This window comes from Achromobacter sp. 2789STDY5608615 (genome assembly GCF_001298995.1).
Classification (GTDB): Bacteria; Pseudomonadota; Gammaproteobacteria; order Burkholderiales; family Burkholderiaceae_B; genus Achromobacter; species Achromobacter insuavis.
Genome location: NZ_CYTY01000023.1, coordinates 22230 through 42961 on the forward strand (window position 1 = coordinate 22230; position 20732 = coordinate 42961).

General features: G+C 68.0%; 20 protein-coding genes. 13 read left to right on the forward strand and 7 right to left on the reverse strand.

Features of this window, described 5'->3' with window-relative positions; genetic code table 11:
• Positions 1 to 10: 10 nt before the first annotated feature.
• Genes AOZ49_RS19690 through AOZ49_RS19705 form a run of 4 tightly spaced genes read left to right on the forward strand, consistent with a single transcriptional unit; the run spans position 11 to position 3897 of the window.
• Complete coding sequence (locus AOZ49_RS19690; RefSeq protein WP_054416501.1) at positions 11 to 1000, forward strand: ABC transporter permease; 990 nt, start codon at positions 11 to 13, stop codon at positions 998 to 1000.
• Positions 1000 to 1914 carry an ABC transporter permease gene (locus AOZ49_RS19695; protein WP_054432874.1) on the forward strand — a complete coding sequence of 305 codons (915 nt, stop codon included), beginning with the start codon at positions 1000 to 1002 and terminating at the stop codon, positions 1912 to 1914. Before AOZ49_RS19690 ends, AOZ49_RS19695 begins: the two co-directional genes overlap by 1 nt.
• Before the next feature lie 10 nt (positions 1915 to 1924).
• Positions 1925 to 2905, forward strand: a complete 981-nt coding sequence (locus AOZ49_RS19700; RefSeq protein WP_054477285.1) for an ABC transporter ATP-binding protein — start codon at positions 1925 to 1927, stop codon at positions 2903 to 2905.
• Positions 2902 to 3897 carry an ABC transporter ATP-binding protein gene (locus tag AOZ49_RS19705; RefSeq protein ID WP_054477287.1) on the forward strand — a complete coding sequence of 332 codons (996 nt, stop codon included), beginning with the start codon at positions 2902 to 2904 and terminating at the stop codon, positions 3895 to 3897. The genes AOZ49_RS19700 and AOZ49_RS19705 overlap by 4 nt, the downstream gene beginning before the upstream one ends.
• Before the next feature lie 497 nt (positions 3898 to 4394).
• Here AOZ49_RS19705 and AOZ49_RS19710 read toward each other — a convergent pair whose 3' ends face one another.
• Entirely contained in the window at positions 4395 to 4916 is a 522-nt protein-coding gene (locus AOZ49_RS19710) for a hypothetical protein (protein WP_054432876.1), read from the reverse strand.
• A gap of 129 nt (positions 4917 to 5045) precedes the next feature.
• Positions 5046 to 5825, reverse strand: a complete 780-nt coding sequence (locus AOZ49_RS19715) for an AraC family transcriptional regulator (RefSeq protein WP_054432877.1) — start codon at positions 5823 to 5825, stop codon at positions 5046 to 5048.
• A gap of 98 nt (positions 5826 to 5923) precedes the next feature.
• Between AOZ49_RS19715 and AOZ49_RS19720 the strand changes: the two genes are divergently transcribed.
• The 4 genes from AOZ49_RS19720 to AOZ49_RS19735 all read left to right on the forward strand — a co-directional run bounded on the left by AOZ49_RS19720 (position 5924) and on the right by AOZ49_RS19735 (position 9636).
• The gene (locus tag AOZ49_RS19720) at positions 5924 to 6850 is read left to right on the forward strand and encodes a DMT family transporter (RefSeq protein ID WP_082380506.1); all 927 of its coding nucleotides are present in this window, start codon (positions 5924 to 5926) and stop codon (positions 6848 to 6850) included.
• Positions 6851 to 6929: 79 nt separating this feature from the next.
• Positions 6930 to 8603: an energy-dependent translational throttle protein EttA gene (ettA, locus tag AOZ49_RS19725; RefSeq protein WP_054477289.1), complete on the forward strand. Its 1674-nt coding sequence runs from the start codon at positions 6930 to 6932 to the stop codon at positions 8601 to 8603.
• Positions 8604 to 8687: 84 nt separating this feature from the next.
• A complete protein-coding gene (locus AOZ49_RS19730) occupies positions 8688 to 9221 on the forward strand; it encodes an isochorismatase family protein (RefSeq protein WP_054432878.1) in 534 nt (177 codons plus the stop codon).
• 190 nt (positions 9222 to 9411) lie between these two features.
• Positions 9412 to 9636, forward strand: a complete 225-nt coding sequence (locus AOZ49_RS19735; protein ID WP_006388976.1) for a glycine zipper 2TM domain-containing protein — start codon at positions 9412 to 9414, stop codon at positions 9634 to 9636.
• A gap of 133 nt (positions 9637 to 9769) precedes the next feature.
• Here AOZ49_RS19735 and minE read toward each other — a convergent pair whose 3' ends face one another.
• From minE to AOZ49_RS19755, 4 genes are all read right to left on the reverse strand, one after another.
• Positions 9770 to 10027, reverse strand: coding sequence for a cell division topological specificity factor MinE (minE, locus tag AOZ49_RS19740; protein ID WP_006393143.1), 258 nt, complete (start codon positions 10025 to 10027; stop codon positions 9770 to 9772).
• Positions 10028 to 10030: 3 nt separating this feature from the next.
• Positions 10031 to 10846 carry a septum site-determining protein MinD gene (minD, locus tag AOZ49_RS19745; protein WP_035361266.1) on the reverse strand — a complete coding sequence of 272 codons (816 nt, stop codon included), beginning with the start codon at positions 10844 to 10846 and terminating at the stop codon, positions 10031 to 10033.
• A 168-nt stretch (positions 10847 to 11014) separates the two neighbouring features.
• A complete protein-coding gene (gene minC / locus AOZ49_RS19750) occupies positions 11015 to 11896 on the reverse strand; it encodes a septum site-determining protein MinC (RefSeq protein WP_054432879.1) in 882 nt (293 codons plus the stop codon).
• 90 nt (positions 11897 to 11986) lie between these two features.
• Positions 11987 to 12718: an IclR family transcriptional regulator gene (locus AOZ49_RS19755; protein ID WP_054432880.1), complete on the reverse strand. Its 732-nt coding sequence runs from the start codon at positions 12716 to 12718 to the stop codon at positions 11987 to 11989.
• 103 nt (positions 12719 to 12821) lie between these two features.
• Between AOZ49_RS19755 and AOZ49_RS19760 the strand changes: the two genes are divergently transcribed.
• From AOZ49_RS19760 to AOZ49_RS19770, 3 genes are read left to right on the forward strand one after another with little or no spacing between them, the layout of a single operon-like run.
• Positions 12822 to 13748 carry a hydroxymethylglutaryl-CoA lyase gene (locus AOZ49_RS19760; RefSeq protein WP_054477290.1) on the forward strand — a complete coding sequence of 309 codons (927 nt, stop codon included), beginning with the start codon at positions 12822 to 12824 and terminating at the stop codon, positions 13746 to 13748.
• Positions 13745 to 14998: a CaiB/BaiF CoA transferase family protein gene (locus AOZ49_RS19765; RefSeq protein WP_054477291.1), complete on the forward strand. Its 1254-nt coding sequence runs from the start codon at positions 13745 to 13747 to the stop codon at positions 14996 to 14998. The genes AOZ49_RS19760 and AOZ49_RS19765 overlap by 4 nt, the downstream gene beginning before the upstream one ends.
• 53 nt (positions 14999 to 15051) lie before the next feature.
• Complete coding sequence (locus AOZ49_RS19770) at positions 15052 to 16044, forward strand: Bug family tripartite tricarboxylate transporter substrate binding protein (RefSeq protein WP_054432883.1); 993 nt, start codon at positions 15052 to 15054, stop codon at positions 16042 to 16044.
• A 324-nt stretch (positions 16045 to 16368) separates the two neighbouring features.
• On the opposite strand, the gene AOZ49_RS19775 is transcribed toward AOZ49_RS19770, so the two are convergent.
• Positions 16369 to 18135, reverse strand: coding sequence for a glutamine--tRNA ligase/YqeY domain fusion protein (locus tag AOZ49_RS19775; protein ID WP_054432884.1), 1767 nt, complete (start codon positions 18133 to 18135; stop codon positions 16369 to 16371).
• A gap of 136 nt (positions 18136 to 18271) precedes the next feature.
• On the opposite strand from AOZ49_RS19775, the gene AOZ49_RS19780 reads away from it, so the two are divergent.
• Together AOZ49_RS19780 and AOZ49_RS19785 are read left to right on the forward strand one after the other, a co-directional pair.
• Positions 18272 to 19615 carry a cytochrome ubiquinol oxidase subunit I gene (locus AOZ49_RS19780; protein ID WP_054432885.1) on the forward strand — a complete coding sequence of 448 codons (1344 nt, stop codon included), beginning with the start codon at positions 18272 to 18274 and terminating at the stop codon, positions 19613 to 19615.
• Complete coding sequence (locus tag AOZ49_RS19785; protein WP_054432886.1) at positions 19612 to 20667, forward strand: cytochrome d ubiquinol oxidase subunit II; 1056 nt, start codon at positions 19612 to 19614, stop codon at positions 20665 to 20667. Before AOZ49_RS19780 ends, AOZ49_RS19785 begins: the two co-directional genes overlap by 4 nt.
• Positions 20668 to 20732: the final 65 nt, after the last annotated feature.

Genomic DNA, 20732 nt, shown 5'->3' on the forward strand with positions numbered 1-20732 from the left:
TTTCCCGCCTATGTTTGCTTTCATACTGCGTCGCCTGTTGCAGGCCGTAGCGGTGATGCTCACCGTCGCGCTACTGGCCTTCGTGCTTTTTCAATACGTCGGCGACCCTGTCACCATCATGCTGGGGCAGGACGCCACCGATGCCGAGCGCATCGAACTGCGTGAGCGCCTGGGGCTGAACGAGCCCGCCATCGTCCAGTTCGGCCACTTCGTGGCCAACGCCGCGCAAGGCAATTTCGGCATTTCCCTGCGCCAGAGCGAACCGGTCTCGACCCTGCTCAAATCGCGCCTGCCGGCCACGCTGGAGCTGTCCCTGGTGGCGGCCCTGCTGGCGCTGGTGGTGGGCGTGCCGCTGGGCGTGTATACCGCGCTCAAGCGCAACAGCCTGCTGTCGCAGTTGTTGCTGGCCGGCTCGCTGCTGGGCGTGTCGTTGCCGACCTTCCTGATTGGCATCCTGCTGATCCTGGTGTTCTCGGTGCAGCTGGGCTGGCTGCCCAGCTACGGCCGCGGCGATACCGTGGCGCTGGGCTGGTGGACCTCCGGCCTGTTCACCGCGAATGGCTGGAAGCACCTGATCCTGCCGTCGATCACGCTGTCGCTGTTCCAGATGACCCTGGTGCTGCGGCTGGTGCGTTCGGAAATGCTGGAGGTGCTGCGTTCGGACTACATCAAGTTCGCCCGCGCCCGCGGCCTGAAGCGTCGCGCCATCCATTTCGGCCACGCGCTCAAGAACACCATGGTGCCCGTCATCACCATCACCGGCCTGCAGCTGGGTGGCATCATCGCCTTCGCCATCGTGACCGAGACGGTGTTCCAGTGGCCCGGCATGGGGCTGCTGTTCATCCAGGCGGTGCAATTCGCCGACGTGCCGGTGATGGCCGCGTACCTGTGCCTGATCGCGCTGGTGTTCGTGGTGATCAACCTGATCGTCGATCTTCTGTATTTTGTCGTGGACCCGCGCCTGCGTTCCGGGCTGACCCGCGGCGGAGGTGGCCACTGATGCGCGCCGTGATGAAACGCTGGTGGGACAGCGATATTGCCTGGGCCTGGCGCCGGGCCCCCGTGGCCATCGTCGCCACCGTGCTGCTGGCAGCCCTGCTGATCGGCTCCTTCGGGGCCGGCTGGGTGGCGCCGCACAATCCGTTCGACCTGACCAAGGTCGAACTGCTGGACGCGCTGCTGCCGCCGGCCTGGTCGCCCAACGGCCAGTCGACCTATCTGCTGGGCACCGACAGCCAGGGACGCGACCTGTATTCGGCGATCCTGTACGGCACCCGCGTGTCGCTGCTGATCGGCCTGGCCTCGGTGCTGCTGTCGATGCTGATCGGCATCGTGCTGGGGCTGATCTCGGGGTACGCGGGCGGGCGCATCGATGCCTTCATCATGCGGATCGCCGACGTGCAGCTGTCGTTCCCGGCGATCCTGATCGCGCTGCTGATCGACGGCGTGGCGCGCGCGGCGGTGCCGCGCGAGCTGCACGAGATCATCGCGTTCCCGGTGCTGATCGGCGCCATCGCACTGGCCGGCTGGCCGCAGTACGCGCGCACGGTGCGCGGCTCGACCCTGGTGGAGAAGAACCGCGAGTACGTGCAGGCGGCGCGCGTGATCGGCGTGGCCTCGCCCGTGATCATGTTCCGCCACGTGCTGCCCAACGTGCTGGGGCCGGTGCTGGTGCTGGCCACCGTGCACCTGGCGACCGCCATCATCACCGAGGCGACGCTGTCGTTCCTTGGGGTGGGGGTGCCGCCGACGGCACCGTCGCTGGGCACGCTGATCCGCATCGGCAACGATTTCCTGTTTTCCGGCGAATGGTGGATCACCATCTTCCCGGGCGCGGCGCTGGTGCTGCTGGTGCTGTCGGTCAACCTGCTGGGTGACTGGCTGCGCGACGCATTGAATCCACGCCTGAATTAGAGATATACCCATGAGCGCATTACTTGAAGTCCGCAATCTGCGCGTCGAGTTTCCGACGCGCCGCGGCACGCTACGCGCCCTGGACGACGTGTCCTTTTCGATCCAGGCGGGCGAAGTCCTGGGCGTGGTGGGGGAATCGGGCGCCGGCAAGTCGCTGACCGGCGCGTCGATCATCGGCCTGCTGGAACCGCCCGGCCGCATCGCGGCCGGCGAGATCCTGCTGGCGGGCCGGCGCATCGACAACCTGCCCGACGAGCAGATGCGCCGCGTGCGCGGCCGCGAGATCGGAGCGGTGTTCCAGGACCCGCTGACCTCCTTGAATCCGCTGTACACGGTGGGCCGGCAACTGGCCGAGACCATCGTGACGCACCTGGACATGAGCTGGTCGCAGGCGCGCAACCGCGCGGTCGAGCTGCTGGCGGCCACCGGCATCCCGGCGGCGCGCGAGCGCATCGACCACTATCCGCACCAGTTCTCGGGCGGCATGCGGCAGCGAGTGGTGATCGCGCTGGCGCTGGCGGCCGAGCCCAAGCTGGTGGTGGCGGACGAGCCGACCACGGCGCTGGACGTGTCGATCCAGGCGCAGATCATCGAGCTGCTCAAGCGCCTGTGCCGCGAACAGGGCACGGCGGTGATGCTGATCACGCACGACATGGGCGTGATCGCGGAAACGGCGGACCGCGTGGCGGTGATGTACGCGGGACGCGTGGCCGAGATCGGCCCCGTGCGCGACGTCATCCACCAGCCGCGCCATCCGTATACGACGGGGCTGATGGGATCGATCCCGTCGCTGCAGGGACATGCCGAGCGGCTGGTGCAGGTCGACGGCAGCATGCCGCGGCTGAACGCGATTCCGCCGGGCTGTGCCTTCAATCCGCGCTGCGGGCGGCGCCTGCCGCGCTGCGGCCAGGACCGGCCCGAGCTGATGCCGGCGGGCACGTCCCGCGCGGCCTGTTGGTTGCATGAAAACGAAGTCGAGGTGGCCACATGAGCACGCCGTTGGTGGAAGTGAAGGACGCGGCACGCTGGTTCGATGTGTCGCCGCCCTGGCTGGAGCGCAAGCTGGCGGGCAAGCCGCGGGTGATGCTGCGCGCGGTGGACGGCGTGTCGTTCGAGATCAAGCGCGGCGAGACGCTGGCGCTGGTGGGCGAGTCGGGCTGCGGCAAGTCGACGGTGGCGCGCATGCTGGTGGGGCTGTATGGCCTGACCCGCGGCGACATCCGCTTCGACGGCCAACCGTTGTCGCGCATGTCGGAGCCGGGCGGGCGCGAGCTGCGCAAGCGGCTGCAGATGATCTTCCAGGATCCGTATGCGAGCCTGAATCCGCGCTGGCGGGTCGGCCGCATCATTGCCGAGCCGATGCTGACGCACACGAAGATGACGCCGGCCGAGCGCACGGCGCGGGTCGGCGATCTGCTCAAGCAGGTGGGGCTGGATCCGGCCGACCAGAGCCGCTATCCGCACCAGTTCTCGGGCGGGCAGCGCCAGCGCATTTCGATCGCGCGGGCGCTGGCGGTGAATCCGGAGTTCCTGGTGTGCGACGAGCCGACGTCGGCGCTGGATGTGTCGGTGCAGGCGCAGGTGCTGAACCTGATGAAGGATCTGCAGCGCGAGCTGGGGCTGACCTACCTGTTCATCTCGCACAATCTGGCGGTGGTGCATCACGTGGCCGATCGGGTCGGGGTGATGTATCTGGGGCGGATGGTGGAGGTGGCGCCGCGCGATGAGCTGTTCGCGCGGCCGCGGCATCCGTATACGCGGATGCTGCTGGAGGCGATTCCGGATATCGATGGGACCGGGAAGCCGCGCACGGCGGTGGCGGGGGAAGTGCCGAATCCGTTGAATCCGCCGTCGGGGTGCACGTTTCATCCTCGGTGTCCGCATGCGAATGAGCGGTGCAGGGCGGAGGCGCCTGTGGCTCGGGTGGCGGAGCTGGCGGTTGTGGCTTGCCATGCGGTGGAGGAGGGGCGGATTGCGGGGTGATCTTTTGCTGTCTTAGTCTTGTGGGTTGTTTGAGTTCTTGAGGCGTCTGTCGCGGCGGTCGGCGGCGGGCGCGGGGCTACGATTGCGGTCCGGAGCGTTCGCTCCGGACTGCCCCTTCCTCATCCTCGTTGCCGCCTGCGGCGGCTGCCTTCGGATTCCGTCGGGCGCATCTACACGCCCCGCGCCCACCGCCGACCGCCGCGACAGACTTGCGTCAGCGGCTCATGACGGGTGCTGGGGCGACTGGTGTGCTTGGCGTGTTTGCCGGCACTGTCGTGGGGGGAGAGGGTCTTGCGGGGCTGCTGCAACGGGGCCGCGCGGGCGGCCCGTTGCAGCGTCTGAGGGGTGGGGCGTCGAGGTGGTGCTGGCTTGCTCGCTTGCCTTTTTTTTCGGGGCGGTGTGGCGGGGGAGTGGTTTTGGCAAAGGGCTTCCTTTTGGAAGCCCTTTTGTTTGTGGGCGGACGGCGGATTGGGGCCGGCCGCCTGCCTTGTTGTTCTTCAGTGACGGTGGCCGGGGTCGTTGTGGTCGTGGGGGTGGTCGTGGGCGTCGTCTTCGTCCTCGTCGTCGTCTTCTTCGTCTTCCTCGTCCGGATCGGGCAGGGGTTCCTCGGTCAGGGCGAAGGGGAGGACGTCTTCCAGGGTGTCGGACCAGGCGGATTCTTCGCCGTCGTGGTCGAGCTTGATGAAGCGTTCGCCTTCGTTCAGTGAGATCTGGATGGCCCAGAGGTAGAGGCAGTCGTAGGTGTCGTCGCCGGTCGGGGGCAGGCCGCCGCGGTTGCCCAGGAGGCGGGCGCCGGGGCCGCCCAGCTGGACGTGGGTCTGCTCTTCGTCGGGCTCGGCGTTTTCGTCGATGGGCACGCCATAGGTGACCCATTCGGTGCCTTCTTCTCCCAGCACGACTTCGGCCAGGACGGGCTTGCCCAGGTAGGCGCTGAGGGCGTCCGCGGTCTTGGCCAGCATGTCGAGTTCGGTCGCGCTGAAGTGGGTCAGGGAAGGCGGGGGCGTGGCGGAGGCGGACATGGGGGTTCCTGGCGCGATGATGCCGCGGGGACGGCGTTACGAAAAAACAGACGCTATTGTCTCGCGATCACGCGAGGCTTGCATCGGGCGCTTGGATGACGATGCATCCAGGCGCGGCGTGGCGGGATGTCAGGCCGGCGCGGCGGGACGTTTGCGGGCGCTGTCGGGGGATTGGCCGGTCAGGCGCTGGAACATGGCGATGAAGGCGGACGGGGTGCTGTAGCCGAGTTCGCGCGCCACGGTTTGCACCGGATGGCCGGCATCGAGCATCTCCAGCGCGCTGACGACGCGCAGGCGCTGGCGCCATTCGTTGAAGGGCATGCCCAGGTGCTGCTGGCAGTGGCGCAGCAGGGTGCGCTCGGTGATGCCGGCGGTGGCGGCCCAGTGGGCCGCGCCGCGCTTGTCGCCAGGCTGGCGCTGCAGGGCCGCGAGAATCGGCGCCAGCGTGGCGTCGTGGGTGGACGGCAGATAGCTGGCGTAGGCGCGGGCCACGCGGATCTGGTCGATCACGACCTGCGCCAGGCGCCGGTCTTCGGGCGTATCCGGATAGGCGACGCCGCGCCGTTCGAAGTCGGCCAGCACGGCGCGCATGACCGGGCTGATTTCCAGCGTGCAGGGCGTGGCGGGCAGGGTGGCGCAGGCGGCGGCGGGGACGTCGATGCAGGCGTAATGCACTTCGGCCTGGTTCTGGCAGCAATGGGGGACCTGCGGCGGGATCCAGATGGCGTAGTGGGGCGGCGACAGGTAGGTCGTGTCCTCGATGCCGATTTCCATGATGCCCGAGAGGGCGAAATTCAATTCGCCCCAGGGCGAGCGATGGCGCTGGATGCTGGATTTCGGCAGGAAGTGCAGGATGCGGCAGGCCAGGGGATAGGGCCTGCCGGGGCCAAGGTCGGGAAAGGGGGCCATGTCCGAAGTTCGCGTGGAATTGTCGGTTTTTCATTATATACAGCGAGTCGGACAGCTCCTACACTGGCCGCTTGTTTTCCATGCTTGGCAGTATTTCCATGACGCGCGCAGATTCTCCCGCCACCCCGGCCCGCTACCTGATGTTCCCGCTGCTGGCGGCGCTGATCTGGTCGGTCAACATGATCGTGACCAAGATGGCGGCCGGCCTGATCTCGCCGGCGGTCATCGGCTTCTACCGCTGGACCCTGGCGGGCGTGCTGCTGACGCCGTTCGCGCTGCCCGGCCTGTGGCGCCAGCGCCGCCTGGTGTGGCCCTACCTGCCCAAGTTCGCGGTGCTGGGCGGGCTGGGCATGGCGCTGTACCAGGGCCTGGCCTATGTGGCGGCCGGCAGCACGACGGCGACCAACATGGGCATCATCACCGCGATGATCCCGCTGCTGACGATCGCGGTGGGGGCGCTGGTGCTGCGCGAGCGGCCGTCGGCGCTGGCGCTGCTGGGCGGCCTGCTGTCGCTGGCGGGCCTGGCGCTGCTGATCGGCGAGGGCGATCCGACGCGGCTGCTGTCGGTGGGCGCCAACCATGGCGACGTGCTGATGGGGGTGGCCGCGCTGGCTTACGCGCTCTACGGCGTGCTGCTGCGCCGCTGGGGCCTGCCTGTCGGGCCGTGGGTGTCGCTGTACGTGCAGGTGGCGTTCGGCGTGCTGTTCCAGCTGCCCGGGTTCCTGATGGCGCCCGCCTCGCCCATCAATGGCGACAACCTGCCGCTGGTGCTCTATGCGGGGGTGTTCCCGTCGCTGTTCGCGCCGTTCCTGTGGATGCAGGGCGTGCGGCACCTGGGGCTGAACCGCGCCAGCGTGTTTCTGAACCTGATGCCGGTGGGCACGGTGGCGATCGCGGCGGTGTTCCTGGACGAGAAGCCGCATCTCTTTCACATCATCGGCGGCGCGATGGCGCTGGCCGGGGTGATGCTGGCGCAGATGCGGGCGCCGTTCGCCGGCTGGCGGCGGGCGCGGGCCGCGTCGTAGAACGGCCGCCTGTCGCACGCCTGTCCGGGTTCCGGCCTACAATCAACGATTCATCAGCTTTCTTACCCTATACGAGCCCATGGCCCAATACGTCTACACCATGAACCGCGCCGGCAAGATCGTGCCGCCCAAGCGGCAGATCCTGCGTGACATCTCGCTTTCGTTTTTTCCTGGCGCCAAGATCGGCGTGCTGGGCCTGAACGGCTCGGGCAAGTCGACGCTGCTGAAGATCATGGCGGGCGTGGATCGCGAAATCGAGGGCGAAGCCATCCCCATGCCGGGCCTGAACATCGGCTACCTGCCGCAGGAGCCGCAGCTCAACCCCGAGCACACGGTGCGCCAGGCGGTTGAGGAAGGCCTGGGCGCGGTGGTCACCGCCAAGAAGCGCCTGGACGAGGTCTACGCGGCCTACGCCGAGCCGGACGCCGACTTCGACGCGCTGGCCGCCGAGCAGGCCGAGCTGGAAGCCATCATCGCCGCCGCCGCCTCCAGCGGCGCCGACGACATCGAACACCAGATGGAAATCGCCGCCGACGCGCTGCGCCTGCCGCCCTGGGATGCCATCGTCGGCAACCTGTCCGGCGGTGAAAAGCGCCGCGTGGCGCTGTGCCGCCTGCTGCTGTCCAAGCCCGACATGCTGCTGCTGGACGAACCCACCAACCACCTGGATGCCGAAAGTGTCGAGTGGCTGGAACAGTTCCTGCACAAGTTCCCGGGCACCGTCGTGGGCGTGACCCACGATCGCTACTTCCTGGACAACGCCGCCGAGTGGATCCTCGAACTGGACCGCGGCTACGGCATCCCCTGGAAGGGCAACTACAGCTCGTGGCTGGAACAGAAGGAAGACCGCCTCAAGCAGGAAGAGTCGTCCGAGTCGGCCCGCCAGAAGACCATCAAGAAGGAACTGGAGTGGGTGCGCCAGAACCCGAAGGGCCGCCAGGCCAAGGCCAAGGCGCGCCTGGCCCGCTTCGAGGAACTGTCGTCCTACGAATACCAGAAGCGCAACGAAACCCAGGAAATCTTCATTCCGGTGGGCGAGCGCCTGGGCAACGAGGTCATCGAGTTCAACAACGTCAGCAAGGCCTACGGCGACCGCCTGCTGATCGACAACCTCAGCTTCAAGATCCCGGCCGGCGCCATCGTCGGCATCATCGGCGCCAACGGCGCCGGCAAGTCGACGCTGTTCCGCATGATCGCGGGCCGCGAGCAGCCGGATTCGGGCGAAGTGAAGATCGGCCAGACCGTCAAGCTGGCCTACGTCGATCAGTCGCGCGACGCGCTCGAAGACAAGAAGACCGTGTTCGACGCGGTCGCCGACGGCGCCGACCTGCTGACCGTGGGCAAGTTCGAGATGTCCTCGCGCGCCTATCTGGGCCGCTTCAACTTCAAGGGCGGCGACCAGAACAAGGTGGTCGGCCAGCTGTCGGGCGGTGAACGCGGCCGCCTGCACATGGCCAAGACGCTGATCGCCGGCGGCAACGTGCTGCTGCTGGACGAACCGTCCAACGACCTCGACGTCGAAACGCTGCGCGCGCTGGAAGACGCGCTGCTGGAGTTCCCCGGCAGCGTCATGGTCATCAGCCACGATCGCTGGTTCCTGGACCGTATCGCCACGCACATCCTGGCCTTCGAAGGCGATTCGCAAGTGGTGTTCTTCGATGGCAACTACCAGGAGTACGAAGCCGACAAGAAGCGCCGCCTGGGCGAAGAGGGCGCCAAGCCCAAGCGCCTGCGCTACAAGGCATTGAAGTAAGCTGGCCTGACTGGCAGTCCGAAAACCCGGCCATTGCGTGCCGGGTTTTTTTCAAGCGGTTCCCAATATTCCAGGAGTCCCCCCATGCTGCTGCAAGCCTCCGATTCCACGCTGCTCATCGTCGACATGCAGGGCCGCCTGATGCCCGTGATCCACGACGGCGACGCGGTGTTGGCCGCCAACGCCAAGCTGGCGCAGGCCGCGCGGCTGCTGGAGGTGCCGGTGGTGGCCACCGAGCATCACAGCAAGATGCTGGGCGTCACGGTGGCGCCGCTCGCCGAACTGGTGCAGTCCACGTTCCAGAAGATGCACTTCTCCGCGGCGCGCGAGCGCGGCTTCGATGCGTGGCTGCCGGCGGCGCGCAAGACGGTGCTGGTGACCGGCTGCGAGGCCCACATCTGCGTGTTGCAGACCGTCATCGGTTTGACCGAACTGGGTTACAAGGCGGTGCTGGTGGCCGACGCGGCGGGTTCGCGCAAGCCGTCCGACCACCATGCCGCGCTGCGCCGCGCGCGCGCCCACGGCGCCGAGATCGTGACCACGGAGATGGCGATTTTCGAGTGGATGGAGACCTGCGAGCATGCGCGCTTCCGCGACGTGTTACGTCTGGTCAAATAGCGGTCCGTTCCAGCAACACTGTCCCTGGGAAGCGCAAAGATTCCCTCGCCGTTTGACACAATTCCTGGGCAAACTTCACAGCGCGGGACGGGATATTTTGCGATCCTGAAGGCTCTAAACCCACAAGGGGCATCGTGCGCTCGCGTCTGGATCTTGGTGCGACCCCGGGGACAAGAATAGGAGCCTCATCATGAAAATCGCATCTCTTTCCAAAATCTGTGTCGCTGTTGCCATGGCCGCCGCCATGGCGGGTTGCTCGTCGTGGGATAGCATGAGCCATCGCCAGAAAAGCACGGTGGGCGGTGCGGCGCTCGGCGGCGTGGCGGGTGCCGTCATCACCAACGGCGGCATTCTCGGCACGGTGGGCGGCGCGGCCATCGGCGGCGTCATCGGCGATCAGGTGGGCAAGCACTAAACCGCGAACCAGGCGGTCGCCAGCGCAGGCTGGCGCGCTGCGCCCAAATGCGAAAACGCCCGGCATTGCCGGGCGTTTTTTTGCGCGCATCGCGTGCGGATCCGGCGCCGGCCAGCGGCGCGCGGAAAACGCGTCAGGATTCGCTTTGCGGCATCTCGATCTTCACTTCCAGCACTTCGAGGGTGTCCTGGCGTTCCAGGTGCACCTTGATGTCCTCGGGGTTGATCTTCACGTATTTGGAAATCACCGCGATGAGTTCCTGCTGCAACTGCGGCAGGTAGTCGGGCGAGTCGCCACGGCCCCGCTCGTGGGCCAGGATGATCTGCAACCGTTCCTTGGCGACGGAAGCGGATGTTTTCTTTTGACCAAGCAGAAACGACAGGAAGGACATTGCTTACTTGCCTCCGAACAGGCGTTTCAGGAAACCCGGCTTTTCGTAGTCGGTAAAGCGCAGGGCCTTGTCTTCGCCCAGGTAGCGGGCCACGACGTCCTTGTAGGCCTCGGACACGTCGGTATCTTTCAGGTGGATGGCCGGCAGGCCCTGGTTCGAGGCCTGCAGCACGGCTTCGGACTCGGGGATGACGCCGATCAGCTTGATGCGCAGGATGTCCTCGATGTCGCCCAGCGACAGCATCTCGCCGTCGACCACGCGCTTGGGGTTGTAGCGCGTCAGCAGCAGGAATTCCTTGACCGGGTCGCCGCCTTCGACGGCGCGCTTGGACTTGGCCGCCAGGATGCCCAGGATGCGGTCGGAGTCGCGCACCGACGAGACTTCGGGGTTGGTCACGACCAGCGCGTCGTCGGCGAAATAGGCCGCCATCAGCGCGCCCGTCTCGATGCCGGCGGGCGAGTCGCAGACGATGTAGTCGAAGCCCATTTCCTTCAGGTCGTTGATGACCTTTTCCACGCCTTCCTGCGTCAGCGCGTCCTTGTCGCGCGTCTGCGAGGCGGGCAGGATGAACAGGTTTTCAAGCTGCTTGTCCTTGATCAGCGCCTGGTTGAGCGTGGCTTCACCCTGGATCACATTGACGAAGTCGTACACCACGCGACGCTCGCAGCCCATGATGAGGTCGAGATTGCGCAGGCCGACGTCGAAGTCGATGACAGCGGTCTTGTGGCCCCGCATCGCGAGGCCCGCGGAAAAACTGGCGCTCGTCGTGGTTTTGCCCACGCCGCCTTTGCCGGAAGTCACCACAACAATGCGTGTCATGACGATCAAACCCTTATGTTCGAATAAATCGCGTTATCGTAAAGCAAAAAGCCCGTGTAAGGCTTCTTACAGAATGTGTTGAACGGGCACCGCCCGTTCAAGGTAAACAGAGTCTGTCGATGCAAGACCGTTCCGAGCCTGGCGCGGTCTTGCCAGAGGCCGGCCCGCTCAGGCTTTCAGGGCCTCGATGCGCAAGGTATCGCCATCCAGGCGCACCAGCGCGGGCTGGTTGTGCAGCGAGCGGTCGAGCTTGTCCTCGACCACGCGATAGACGCCGGCCACGGCCAGCAGCTCGGCATCCAGATGCGTGGTGAAGATGCGCGCCGAGGTGTCGCCGCGCGCGCCGGCCATGGCCTTGCCGCGCAGCGGTCCGTACACGTGCACGTTGCCGTCGGCGATGACTTCGGCGCCCTGGCTGACCATGCCGATCACGACCAGGTCGGTGTGGCGCGCGTAGACGCGCTGGCCGGAACGCAGCGGGCGGGTGATGACCAGGGCCGACGACGATTGCGGCGCGGCCGGCGTCGGGCTGGCGGCCGACGTGGTGCTGGCGGCGGCGCGCTCGGGCAGCGGTTCGGCCGCGCTCTTGGGCGTGGCGGGTTCGGCGGCCTTTTCGGCCGGCGCTTCGGCAGCCGTGGTGGGCGCGGGCGCGATCTCGACGGCGGCGGCCGGCACCGACGGCACCGGCGTGGCGACGTCGTTGGGCGGGGCGGTGTCGATCACCTGCGCCGGACGCGCGGCCGGGGTGGACAGCTCCACCGGCGTCAGGCCCGCGGCGCGGGCCGCGGCCAGGTTGGCGCCTTCGGCCACCACGCCGATGGGCGGCAGGTTGTGCCCGCGCAAGGCGCCGACCAGCGCGGCCCAGTCGATGGCTTCCTCGACGCGGCTGGCGTCGATCACCACGGGCTCGTTCTCGAAGAAGCTGCCGGCGTCGGCCATGCGCTTGGCCAGCGCGGCGTTCAGGCGTTCGGGGTCGGCGCTGTGCAGGACCACCCGGATCGCATACAGGGTGGCGCTCTTGAAGTCCAGGGCTAGGGATTCAGTGTTCATCTTGATTGGGGCTGGCGGTTCGGGGCGCCTGGAAGGGGCGCGCGCAACCGGCTGCGGAATGTCGGGCATGATAACCCGCCCGGGCCCCGTTCAATCGTTCGGCCAAGGGTAAAAACCCCCCAGGTTGCGGGTGGCTTCGGCGGCGGCGGCCACCACCAGCGCCGCATGTTCGCGTTGCAGCCGCGGCGTGGGCATGGTCAGCGTGACGGCGCCGGCCAGGGCCCCCGTTTCATTGAAGACCGGCGCCGAGATGCCGGACAGCTCGGGCATGCGGTCACCCTCCAGCACCACCACGCCGCTGTGGCGGATGGTCTCGTACGGCTCGCCGGCCGCGCCGGCGAAGGCCATCAGCACGCGTCCGCCCGCGCCCCGTTCCAGCGGCAGCAGGTCGCCGGCCTTGATGTGGTCGCGCACCGGCTGCGGCGAATCCACCCGGTACAGGCACAGGCGATGGTCGCCCTGGCGCACGTGGAACGCGGCGCTTTCGCGGGTCACGCGGGTCAGTTCCCGCAGCACCGGCATCACCACCCCTTCCAGCGAGAACGACGCCGCATACACGGCGTGCAGCCGCGCGATCTCCGCGCCCAGCGTGTAGTGGCCGTCCGCGCTGCGCTGCACCAGGCGGCCGTGTTCCAGCGAGGCCAGCAGGCGCAGCACGGTGCTCTTGTAGAGCTGGGTGCGCTCGGCCAGTTCCGCCAGGGTCAGGGCGGTGTCGCCCGTGCGGAAGGCGGACAGCACCGACAGCGCGCGATCGACCGCGGCGGCGCCGCCGGGCGCGGCGTGCTGGTCGGCGAGGGAGGGCTGGCTGGCTTTTCTGGGCATGGCGAAACGGCCTTTCGGGCAGGCAGGGTTGACACCCGGAATCCGGATGGGGAATAATTTATAGAACGTCGTTCTATCTTATAGAACGCTAAGGAGAAAGTCAATGCCCCAGATTCTAGTCAGCGAGGTCGGCCCCCGGGATGGGTTGCAGAGCATCGCCGCCGTCATGTCCACGCCCGCCAAGCTGCGCTGGATCGGCGCGCTGGCGGCGGCCGGCCTGCGCGAAATCGAGGTCTGCTCGTTCGTGCCGCCCAAGCTGCTGCCGCAGATGGCCGATGCCGCCGAGGTGGTGGCCGGCGCGCGCCAGTTGCCCGGCCTGCACGTCGCGGCGCTGGCGCCGAACCTGCGCGGCGCGCAGGCCGCCTTCGAGGCCGGCGCGGCCAAGGTCACGCTGCCGGTGTCGGTGAGCGAGGCCCATTCCCTGGCCAACGTGCGCAAGACCCACGCGCAGATGCGTGACGAAGTCGCGGCCGTGGTGGCGCTGCGCGACGCCCGCCATCCCGGCGTGAAACTCGAGGCCGGTCTGTCGACCGCCTTCGGCTGCACCCTGGCCGGCCAGGTGCCGGAAGCCGACACGCTGCGCATGGCCGTGGCCATGGCGCAGCTGGGCGTCGACGAGGTCGGGCTGTCGGACACCACCGGCTACGCCAATCCGGCGCAGGTCGGGCGCCTGTTCAAGGCGCTGCGCGCCGAGCTGGGCGCGCGCGCCGGCGGCGCCCATTTCCACAACACCCGCGGCCAGGGGCTGGCCAACGTGGTGGCGGCGCTGGAGGTCGGCGTCGACACCTTCGACGCCAGCCAGGGCGGCCTGGGCGGCTGCCCCTACGCGCCGGGCGCCTCCGGCAACATCGTCACCGAGGACCTGGTGTTCCTGCTGGAGTCGATGGGCCTGGATACCAGCATCGACGTCGACGCGCTGATGGCGGCCCGCGCCGCGCTGCGCGACGGGTTGCCGGGCGAAGCGCTGTACGGCCACGTGCCCGACGCGGGCCTGCCGAAAGGATTCACCTACGCGCGGGAGGCCGCATGAGTACGCATGACGCACATCCGGCCAGCGCCGAACCGGCCCTGCCGCTGACGGGCATCCGGGTGGTCGAATTCACCCACATGGTGATGGCCCCCACCTGCGGCATGATGCTGGCTGACCTGGGCGCCGAGGTCATCAAGATCGAACCGGTCCAGGGCGACAACACGCGCCGCCTGAAAGGCTCGGGCGCGGGCTTCTTCACCATGTTCAACCGCAACAAGAAGAGCCTGCCGGTCAACCTGCAGGATCCGCGCGGCATCGAGCTGGTGCTCAAGCTGATCGCCACGGCCGACATCGTCAGCGAGAACTTCAAGGCCGGCACCATGGCGCGCCTGGGGCTGGACTACGCCACGCTGTCGAAGCTGAACGAGCGCCTGATCTACGTCTCGCACAAGGGCTTCCTGCCTGGTCCCTACCAGCACCGCACCGCGCTCGACGAGGTGGTGCAGATGATGGGCGGCCTGGCCTACATGACCGGCCCCGAAGGGCGTCCCCTGCGGGCGGGCGCGGCCGTCAACGACATCATGGGCGGCATGTTCGGCGCCATGGGCGCCATGGCCGCGCTGCTCGAGCGCCAGCGCACCGGCCGCGGCCAGGAAGTGCAGAGCGCGCTGTTCGAGAACAACGTGTTCCTGGTCGGCCACCACATGATGCAGTACGCCGTCACCGGCAAGCCCGCCGCGCCCATGCCCAGCCGCATCTCGGCGTGGGCGGTGTACGACGTCTTCACCGTCAAGGATGGCGAACAGATCTTCCTGGCCGTGGTGTCCGACACCCAGTGGAAGCTGTTCTGCGACGCCTTCGGCTTCGCCGACCTGGCCGCCGACGCGCGCCTGGCGGGTAACAACGACCGTGTCGAGGCCCGCGCCTGGCTCATGCCGATCCTGCGCGAACGCCTGGCGTCCGAGCCGGCCGCCGCCATCGCCGCCCGCTTCGAGGCGCACGGCCTGCCTTACGCGCCCATCGCCAAGCCGCAGGACCTGTTCGACGATCCGCACCTGGCCGCCACCGGCGGCCTGGCCGAGATCGCCCTGCCGCAAGACGGTGCGGGCAGCGGGGCGGGCAGCGGGGCGGTCAACGCGCATGCCAAGGTGCCGCTGCTGCCCATCACGCTGGGCGGCCGCCGCCCCGGCGTGCGTATCGATCCCCCGGCATTGGGCGCGCATGGCGCCCAGTTGCTGGAAACCCTGGGGCTGAGCGCGACGCAGATCGCGGCCCTGACCGAAGCAGGCGTCGTGGGGCCTGTGAACTAACCCTGTCGGCCCCGGCCGTCCCGCCCGATATATATCCCCTCTGGAGACAACTCATGCATGCCCTCTCGCGCCTCTTGCCGCGCCGCCTGGCCGCGGCCGCGATCGCCGTCGCCACCCTGGCCGGCGCCGCGCCCGCCATCGCCGCCTATCCCGAACGCCCCATCAACCTGGTCGTGCCGATGCCGCCGGGCGGCGGCACCGACGTCGTCAGCCGCCTTCTGGCCGAGCGCCTGGGCGTGGCCACCGGCTGGAACCTGGTGGTGCAGAACAAGCCCGGCGCCACCGGCAACATCGGCATGGACTACGTGGCCCGCGCCCAGCCCGACGGCTACACCGTCGGCATGGGCCAGGCCGCCAACCTCGCGATCAACCCCGCGCTGTATCCGAAGATGCCCTTCGACCCGAAAAAGGACTTCACCCTGGTCGGCCTGGTCGCGGCCCAGCCGGTGGTCCTGGTGGTGCGCGCCGACTCGCCCTACAAGACCCTCGCCGACCTCGTCGACGACGCCAGGAAAAAGCCCGCCGCCGCGTTGCGCCTGGCCTCCGCCGGCAACGGCACCATCGGCCACATGTCCGGCGTCATGCTCGCGCGCCGCGCCGGCGTCGAGTTCCTGCACGTCCCCTACAAGGGCGCCGGCCCCGCCGTCACCGACCTGGTCGGCGGCCAGACCGACCTCTACTTCATCACCCCGCAGACCGCCTTCCCCCTGCTCGCCGCCAACAAGCTGCGCGCCCTGGCCGTCACCTCCAACGCCCGCCTGGCCGCCTTGCCCGACGTCCCCACCGTCGCCGAATCCGGCTACCCCGGCTTCGAAGCCTCCGCCTGGACCGGCCTGGTCGGCCCCGCCGGCATGTCCCCCGACATGGTCAACCAGCTCAACGCCCGCATGCAGGCCGTCCTCAAGGAACCCGCCGTCATCAAGCGCCTGGAAGACGAAGGCAGCCAACCCCTGGGCGGCACCCCCGCCGACTTCGAGGCCTACATGAAAAGCGAAACCGCCAAGTGGGCCGACGTAGTAAAGGCCGCCAACATCAAACTGGACTGAAAGAGGGCGGGGGGGGGCGTCCCCGCCCCCCCCAAAGCAATCTCCCTGCCCCCCTCCGCGCAGCGCCCATCGCCCCAACGCCAGACACCACGTATGCCAAAACCGGCCGCCCGCGCGGCCGATTTTGGCGGGCCCCGAAAACCTCTCCGGAACCCCTGTATCCAGCCCGGCCTCAACGCTCGATTCCGGACCGCAATCGTGGGCGCGCCCTCCCCAGGCCCACCGCGCGAGGCGCGGCCTACGAAGCCCACAACCTCGCTGGCCATAAAAAAAAGCGCCCGAAGGCGCTTTTTTGAATACACAACGCAACAAGGCAAAACCCGTTCACCCCTGCGCCCAAGAATCCCGCAACGTCACCACCCGATTCAGCACAGGCTTCTCCACGGTCGACTCCTTCAAGTCAGCCGTGAAATACCCCAGCCGCTCGAACTGCCACGTCGCCCCCGGCGTCGCCACCGTGCCCGGCTCCAGCCACGCCGTCACCGTCTGCTTCGAATTCGGATTCAGGCAGGCCAGGAAATCCTTGTCGCCGCCATCCGGCCGCGGATCCGCGAACAGGCGGTCGTACAGATGGATCTGCGCCGGCACCGCATGCGCCGCGCTCACCCAGGTGATATTGCCCTTGACCTTGACGCTGTCCGCCCCCGGCGTGCCGCTGCGCGTCTCAGGCAGGTACTCCGCCTGCACCTCGACCACCTCGCCCGCCTCGTTCTTGGTAAAGCCGGTGCAACGCACCACATAACCGTACTTCAGGCGCACCAGGTTGCCCGGGAACAGGCGGAAATACTTCTTCGGCGCTTCCTCGCGGAAGTCATCGCGCTCGATCCACAGCTCGCGCGACAGCGGGAATTCGCGCACGCCGGCTTCCGGATCGTGCGGATTGCGCGGCGCCGTGCAGATCTCGGTCTGGCCTTCCGGATAGTTGGTGATGACCAGCTTGAGCGGGTCCAGCACCGCCACCGAACGCGGCGCGATCGGGTCCAGGTCGTCGCGCACGGCCTGCTCCAGCAGGCTGTAGTCGATGCGCGAATCCGACTTCGACACCGCCGTGCGGTCGCAGAACAGGCGGATCGAGGCCGGCGTGTAGCCGCGGCGGCGCAGGCCGAAGATGGTCGGCATGCGCGGATCGTCCCAGCCGTCCACGTGGCCTTCGCGCACCAGTTGCAGCAGCTTGCGCTTGCTGGTGACCACGTAGCTCAGGTTCAGGCGGGAGAACTCATATTGGTGCGGCAGCGGCCGGGCCAGCTTGCCCAGTTCGGCCAGGCGTTCCAGGATCCAGTCGTAGAACGGGCGCTGGTCTTCGAACTCCAGCGTGCAGACGCTGTGGGTGATGCCTTCCAGCGCGTCCTCCACCGGGTGCGCCCAGCTGTACATCGGGTAGATGCACCACTGGTTGCCGGTGCGGTGGTGGGTGGCGTGACGCACGCGGTACATGACCGGGTCGCGCAGGTTGATGTTGGGCGACGCCATGTTGATCTTGGCGCGCAGCACCAGGCTGCCGTCCGGGTGCTTGCCGTCGCGCATCTCGCGCAGCAGCGTGATGGACTCGGCGGCCGGACGGTTGCGCCAGGGCGAGTCGGTGCCGGGTTCGGTCAGGGTGCCGCGGTTGGCGCGGATCTCGTCGGGGCTCTGCGCGTCGACGTAGGCGTGGCCGGCCTCGACCAGCGCCTCGGCGAACTCATACATATAGCCGAAGTAGTCGCTGGCGAAATACAGGTTCTCGCGGCCGTCGGCCTTCCAGTCGAAGCCCAGCCAGTGCACGGCCTCGATGATGGCGTCGACGTATTCCTGGTCTTCCTTCTCGGGGTTGGTGTCGTCAAAGCGCAGGTGACAGACGCCGCCGAAATCGCGGGCCAGGCCGAAATTCACGCAGATGCTCTTGGCGTGGCCGATGTGCAGGTAGCCGTTGGGCTCCGGCGGAAAACGGGTGCGGATCTTCGCCGGGTCGGGTTCGCCCTGCTGCTGCACGGAGGCCGGTCCAGGCTTGCCCGCCCAACGCTTGCCCTGGAAGCGGTTGGCTTGCAGGTCGTCTTCGACGATGTTGAGCAGGAAATTGGATGCGGCGGGGGTCGGCGTCGTGGCGGAGGTCATTCTTGAAAGAATAGGAAAAAGCAGCGACAAAGCGTCAATTTTGCCACGTTCCCGTGACAAGCCATTTTTGGCTCGCTGCAAGCGGTTTCAAACTGGCCCCCATTGCCATGTAACTGGCTCTACACTACGGGCCATCATGGATATCTCCACCCTTTCCCTGGCCCGCGCGCAATTCGTGGCCAGCCTGAGCTTCCTGGCGCTGTTCCTGGCCGTGGCCCTGGCGCTTGCGTGGGTCCTGCTGTTCTTCAAGATACGCGCCCGCGTCTCGGGGCAGGGCGGCTGGACCGCCGCCTACCGCTTCTGGGTCCGCATCTTCGCCCTGTCCTTCGTGCTGACCCTGGCCGCCTGTGTGCCGGTGCTGATCCAGCTGGGCAGCCTGTGGGCCGGTCTGATGGACAAGATCGGCAACGTCGCCGGGCCGTTGCTGGGCTACGGCATCCTGTCCGTCTTCATCCTCAAGTCGTGTTTCCTGGGCGTCATGCTGTTCGGCCAGCGCCGCGTGTCCGACGGCGCCCACACCCTGGCGGTGCTGATGGTGGCCGTGGGGCAGCTGGTGGCGCTGTTCTGGGTGCTGGCGCTGCAATCGTGGATGCAGACGCCTGACGGCGCCGTGCTGGTCGATGGCCGCTACCAGGTCTACGACTGGGCGGCGGTGGTGCTGAACCCCTCGGTCGGCTGGCGCATGGCCGTGGTGGTGGTGGGCTCGGCCCTGGCCGCGGCCTTCCTGATGATGGGCGTGACCGCGCTGCAGGCCCTGCGCCGTCCGCTGGACGACGGCGAGCGCTGCACCTTCAAGACCGGCCTGGCGATCGCCGCGCTGGCTTCCGTGCTGCAGTTGCCGGTGGCCTCCGGCGCCGGCCAGATGGTGGCGCAGTACCAGCCCGCCAAGGCCGCCGCCGCCGCCGGCTACTGGGAAAGCGGCGCCGAGCCGCGCCTGGTGCTGTTCGGCTGGCCGGACGCCCGCAACCACACCAACGTGGCCGACTGGACCTGGAACAACGCCGGCGGCATGTGGCTGCACCGCAATGAAGACGGCACCTACCAGGGGCTGGACAAGTATTCGGGCATGCTGCCGCCGGTGGCGCTGACCTTCTGGTCGCTGCGGGTGGCGGCGGGGCTGGGCCTGCTGATGCTGGCCGTGTCCTGGGTCACGGTCCTGCTGACCTGGCGCCGCGGCATGGATGTCGCGGTGGTGTCGCGATGGTGGCAGCGCGTGCTGTGCGGCATGATGTTCTCCGGCGGCATCGCCGTCGTCGCCGCCTGGTGGGTGTCCGTCATCGGCCTGCAACCCTTCGTCGTCAACGGCACGATCACCCAGACCGAGGTGCTGGGCCCCATGTCTTCCAGCACCGTGCTGTACGGTCTGATCGGCTACGGCCTGCTGTACGCGCTGCTGCTGGCGGCCTTCGCCGGCATGCTGTTCCACGCGGCCCGCTACGGCGTGGTGCCGGTGCGCAAACTGGGCGGGGGAACGCCATGATCGCCATGCTCGCCGCCTCGCAGGGGCTGAGTCCCGATGATCCTTCCTTCTGGATGCCGCTGGCGTTCATGGGCCTGCTGTTCGTGGTCATCGCCGCCGGCGTGGTGCTGGACGGCTTCGACCTGGGCGTGGGCATCCTGCTGCAGCTGGCGCCCGAACAGGAGCGCGGCCGCATGATGAGCCTGCTGAGCCCCTGGCGCGACGCCAACGAATTCTGGCTGCTGCTGGGCATGGGGCTGTTCGCCTCGGCCTTTCCGTTCGCCTGGGGCGCGGTGCTGGGCAAGCTCTACGGACCGCTCACCTTCATGGTGCTGGGCGTGGTGCTGCGCAGCGTCTCCTTCGAATTCCGCATCCGCGCCCGCAACGAGGCCAAGCCGCGCTGGATCTTCGCCTTCTGGGCCGGTTCGCTGATGACCGCCTTCGGCCAGGGCATGCTGCTCGGCCGCATCGCCACCGGCTACCAATCCGACGCCGGCTATGGCTGGTTCGCGCTGTTCGTCGGCCTGTGCGCCGTGGCCGCCTATGTGCTGCTGGGCGCATCGTGGCTGGTGATGCGGGTCGACGGCGACCTGCAGCGCCGCGCCGCCAACTGGGCGCGCCACGCGATCCGCTGGACCGCGGTCGGCATGGTCGCCATCGCCGTCACGCTGGGCCTGGCCAACGCCGGCATCTTCTACAAATGGAGCAACATCGCCCACCTGAGCCTGGCGGCCACGGTATGGGTGCTGATGCTGGCCGGCTTCGTCGCCGCCGAAATGCTGCTGGCCCGCCTGCCGGGCCGCGCCGACCGCTTCAGCTGGCTGCCCTTCGTGCTGTGCGTGGCGCTGTTCCTGCTGATGCTGAGCGGCCTGGCCTACAGCCTGTTCCCCTACCTGATCCTGGACGACATGACGCTGTGGGACGGCGCCGGCGCGCTGGGCTCGATGCGGCTGGTGATGGCCGGCGCGGTGGTGGGGATTCCGGTGGTGCTGGTGTTCAACATCCTGGCCTACCGCTCGGTGTTCGGCCGGGAACGCGCGCCCGTGCCGCTGTTGCCGCCGCCGTCGCCCTGACGGCAACGCGGGCGCCGTCGAGGCGCCCGCCGCATGGGCCGCCACGCGGACGGCCGCCGCACAGC

Excerpts from the sequence above, each read along its gene's own strand:
- AOZ49_RS19690 (WP_054416501.1), top strand. The coding sequence starts at position 11 with ATGTTTGCTTTCATACTGCGTCGCCTGTTGCAGGCCGTAGCGGTGATG.
- AOZ49_RS19695 (WP_054432874.1), top strand. The coding sequence starts at position 1,000 with ATGCGCGCCGTGATGAAACGCTGGTGGGACAGCGATATTGCCTGGGCC.
- AOZ49_RS19700 (WP_054477285.1), top strand. The coding sequence starts at position 1,925 with ATGAGCGCATTACTTGAAGTCCGCAATCTGCGCGTCGAGTTTCCGACG.
- AOZ49_RS19705 (WP_054477287.1), top strand. The coding sequence starts at position 2,902 with ATGAGCACGCCGTTGGTGGAAGTGAAGGACGCGGCACGCTGGTTCGAT.
- AOZ49_RS19710 (WP_054432876.1), bottom strand. The coding sequence starts at position 4,916 with ATGTCCGCCTCCGCCACGCCCCCGCCTTCCCTGACCCACTTCAGCGCG.
- AOZ49_RS19715 (WP_054432877.1), bottom strand. The coding sequence starts at position 5,825 with ATGGCCCCCTTTCCCGACCTTGGCCCCGGCAGGCCCTATCCCCTGGCC.
- AOZ49_RS19720 (WP_082380506.1), top strand. The coding sequence starts at position 5,924 with ATGACGCGCGCAGATTCTCCCGCCACCCCGGCCCGCTACCTGATGTTC.
- ettA (WP_054477289.1), top strand. The coding sequence starts at position 6,930 with ATGGCCCAATACGTCTACACCATGAACCGCGCCGGCAAGATCGTGCCG.
- AOZ49_RS19730 (WP_054432878.1), top strand. The coding sequence starts at position 8,688 with ATGCTGCTGCAAGCCTCCGATTCCACGCTGCTCATCGTCGACATGCAG.
- AOZ49_RS19735 (WP_006388976.1), top strand. The coding sequence starts at position 9,412 with ATGAAAATCGCATCTCTTTCCAAAATCTGTGTCGCTGTTGCCATGGCC.
- minE (WP_006393143.1), bottom strand. The coding sequence starts at position 10,027 with ATGTCCTTCCTGTCGTTTCTGCTTGGTCAAAAGAAAACATCCGCTTCC.
- minD (WP_035361266.1), bottom strand. The coding sequence starts at position 10,846 with ATGACACGCATTGTTGTGGTGACTTCCGGCAAAGGCGGCGTGGGCAAA.
- minC (WP_054432879.1), bottom strand. The coding sequence starts at position 11,896 with ATGAACACTGAATCCCTAGCCCTGGACTTCAAGAGCGCCACCCTGTAT.
- AOZ49_RS19755 (WP_054432880.1), bottom strand. The coding sequence starts at position 12,718 with ATGCCCAGAAAAGCCAGCCAGCCCTCCCTCGCCGACCAGCACGCCGCG.
- AOZ49_RS19760 (WP_054477290.1), top strand. The coding sequence starts at position 12,822 with ATGCCCCAGATTCTAGTCAGCGAGGTCGGCCCCCGGGATGGGTTGCAG.
- AOZ49_RS19765 (WP_054477291.1), top strand. The coding sequence starts at position 13,745 with ATGAGTACGCATGACGCACATCCGGCCAGCGCCGAACCGGCCCTGCCG.
- AOZ49_RS19770 (WP_054432883.1), top strand. The coding sequence starts at position 15,052 with ATGCATGCCCTCTCGCGCCTCTTGCCGCGCCGCCTGGCCGCGGCCGCG.
- AOZ49_RS19775 (WP_054432884.1), bottom strand. The coding sequence starts at position 18,135 with ATGACCTCCGCCACGACGCCGACCCCCGCCGCATCCAATTTCCTGCTC.
- AOZ49_RS19780 (WP_054432885.1), top strand. The coding sequence starts at position 18,272 with ATGGATATCTCCACCCTTTCCCTGGCCCGCGCGCAATTCGTGGCCAGC.
- AOZ49_RS19785 (WP_054432886.1), top strand. The coding sequence starts at position 19,612 with ATGATCGCCATGCTCGCCGCCTCGCAGGGGCTGAGTCCCGATGATCCT.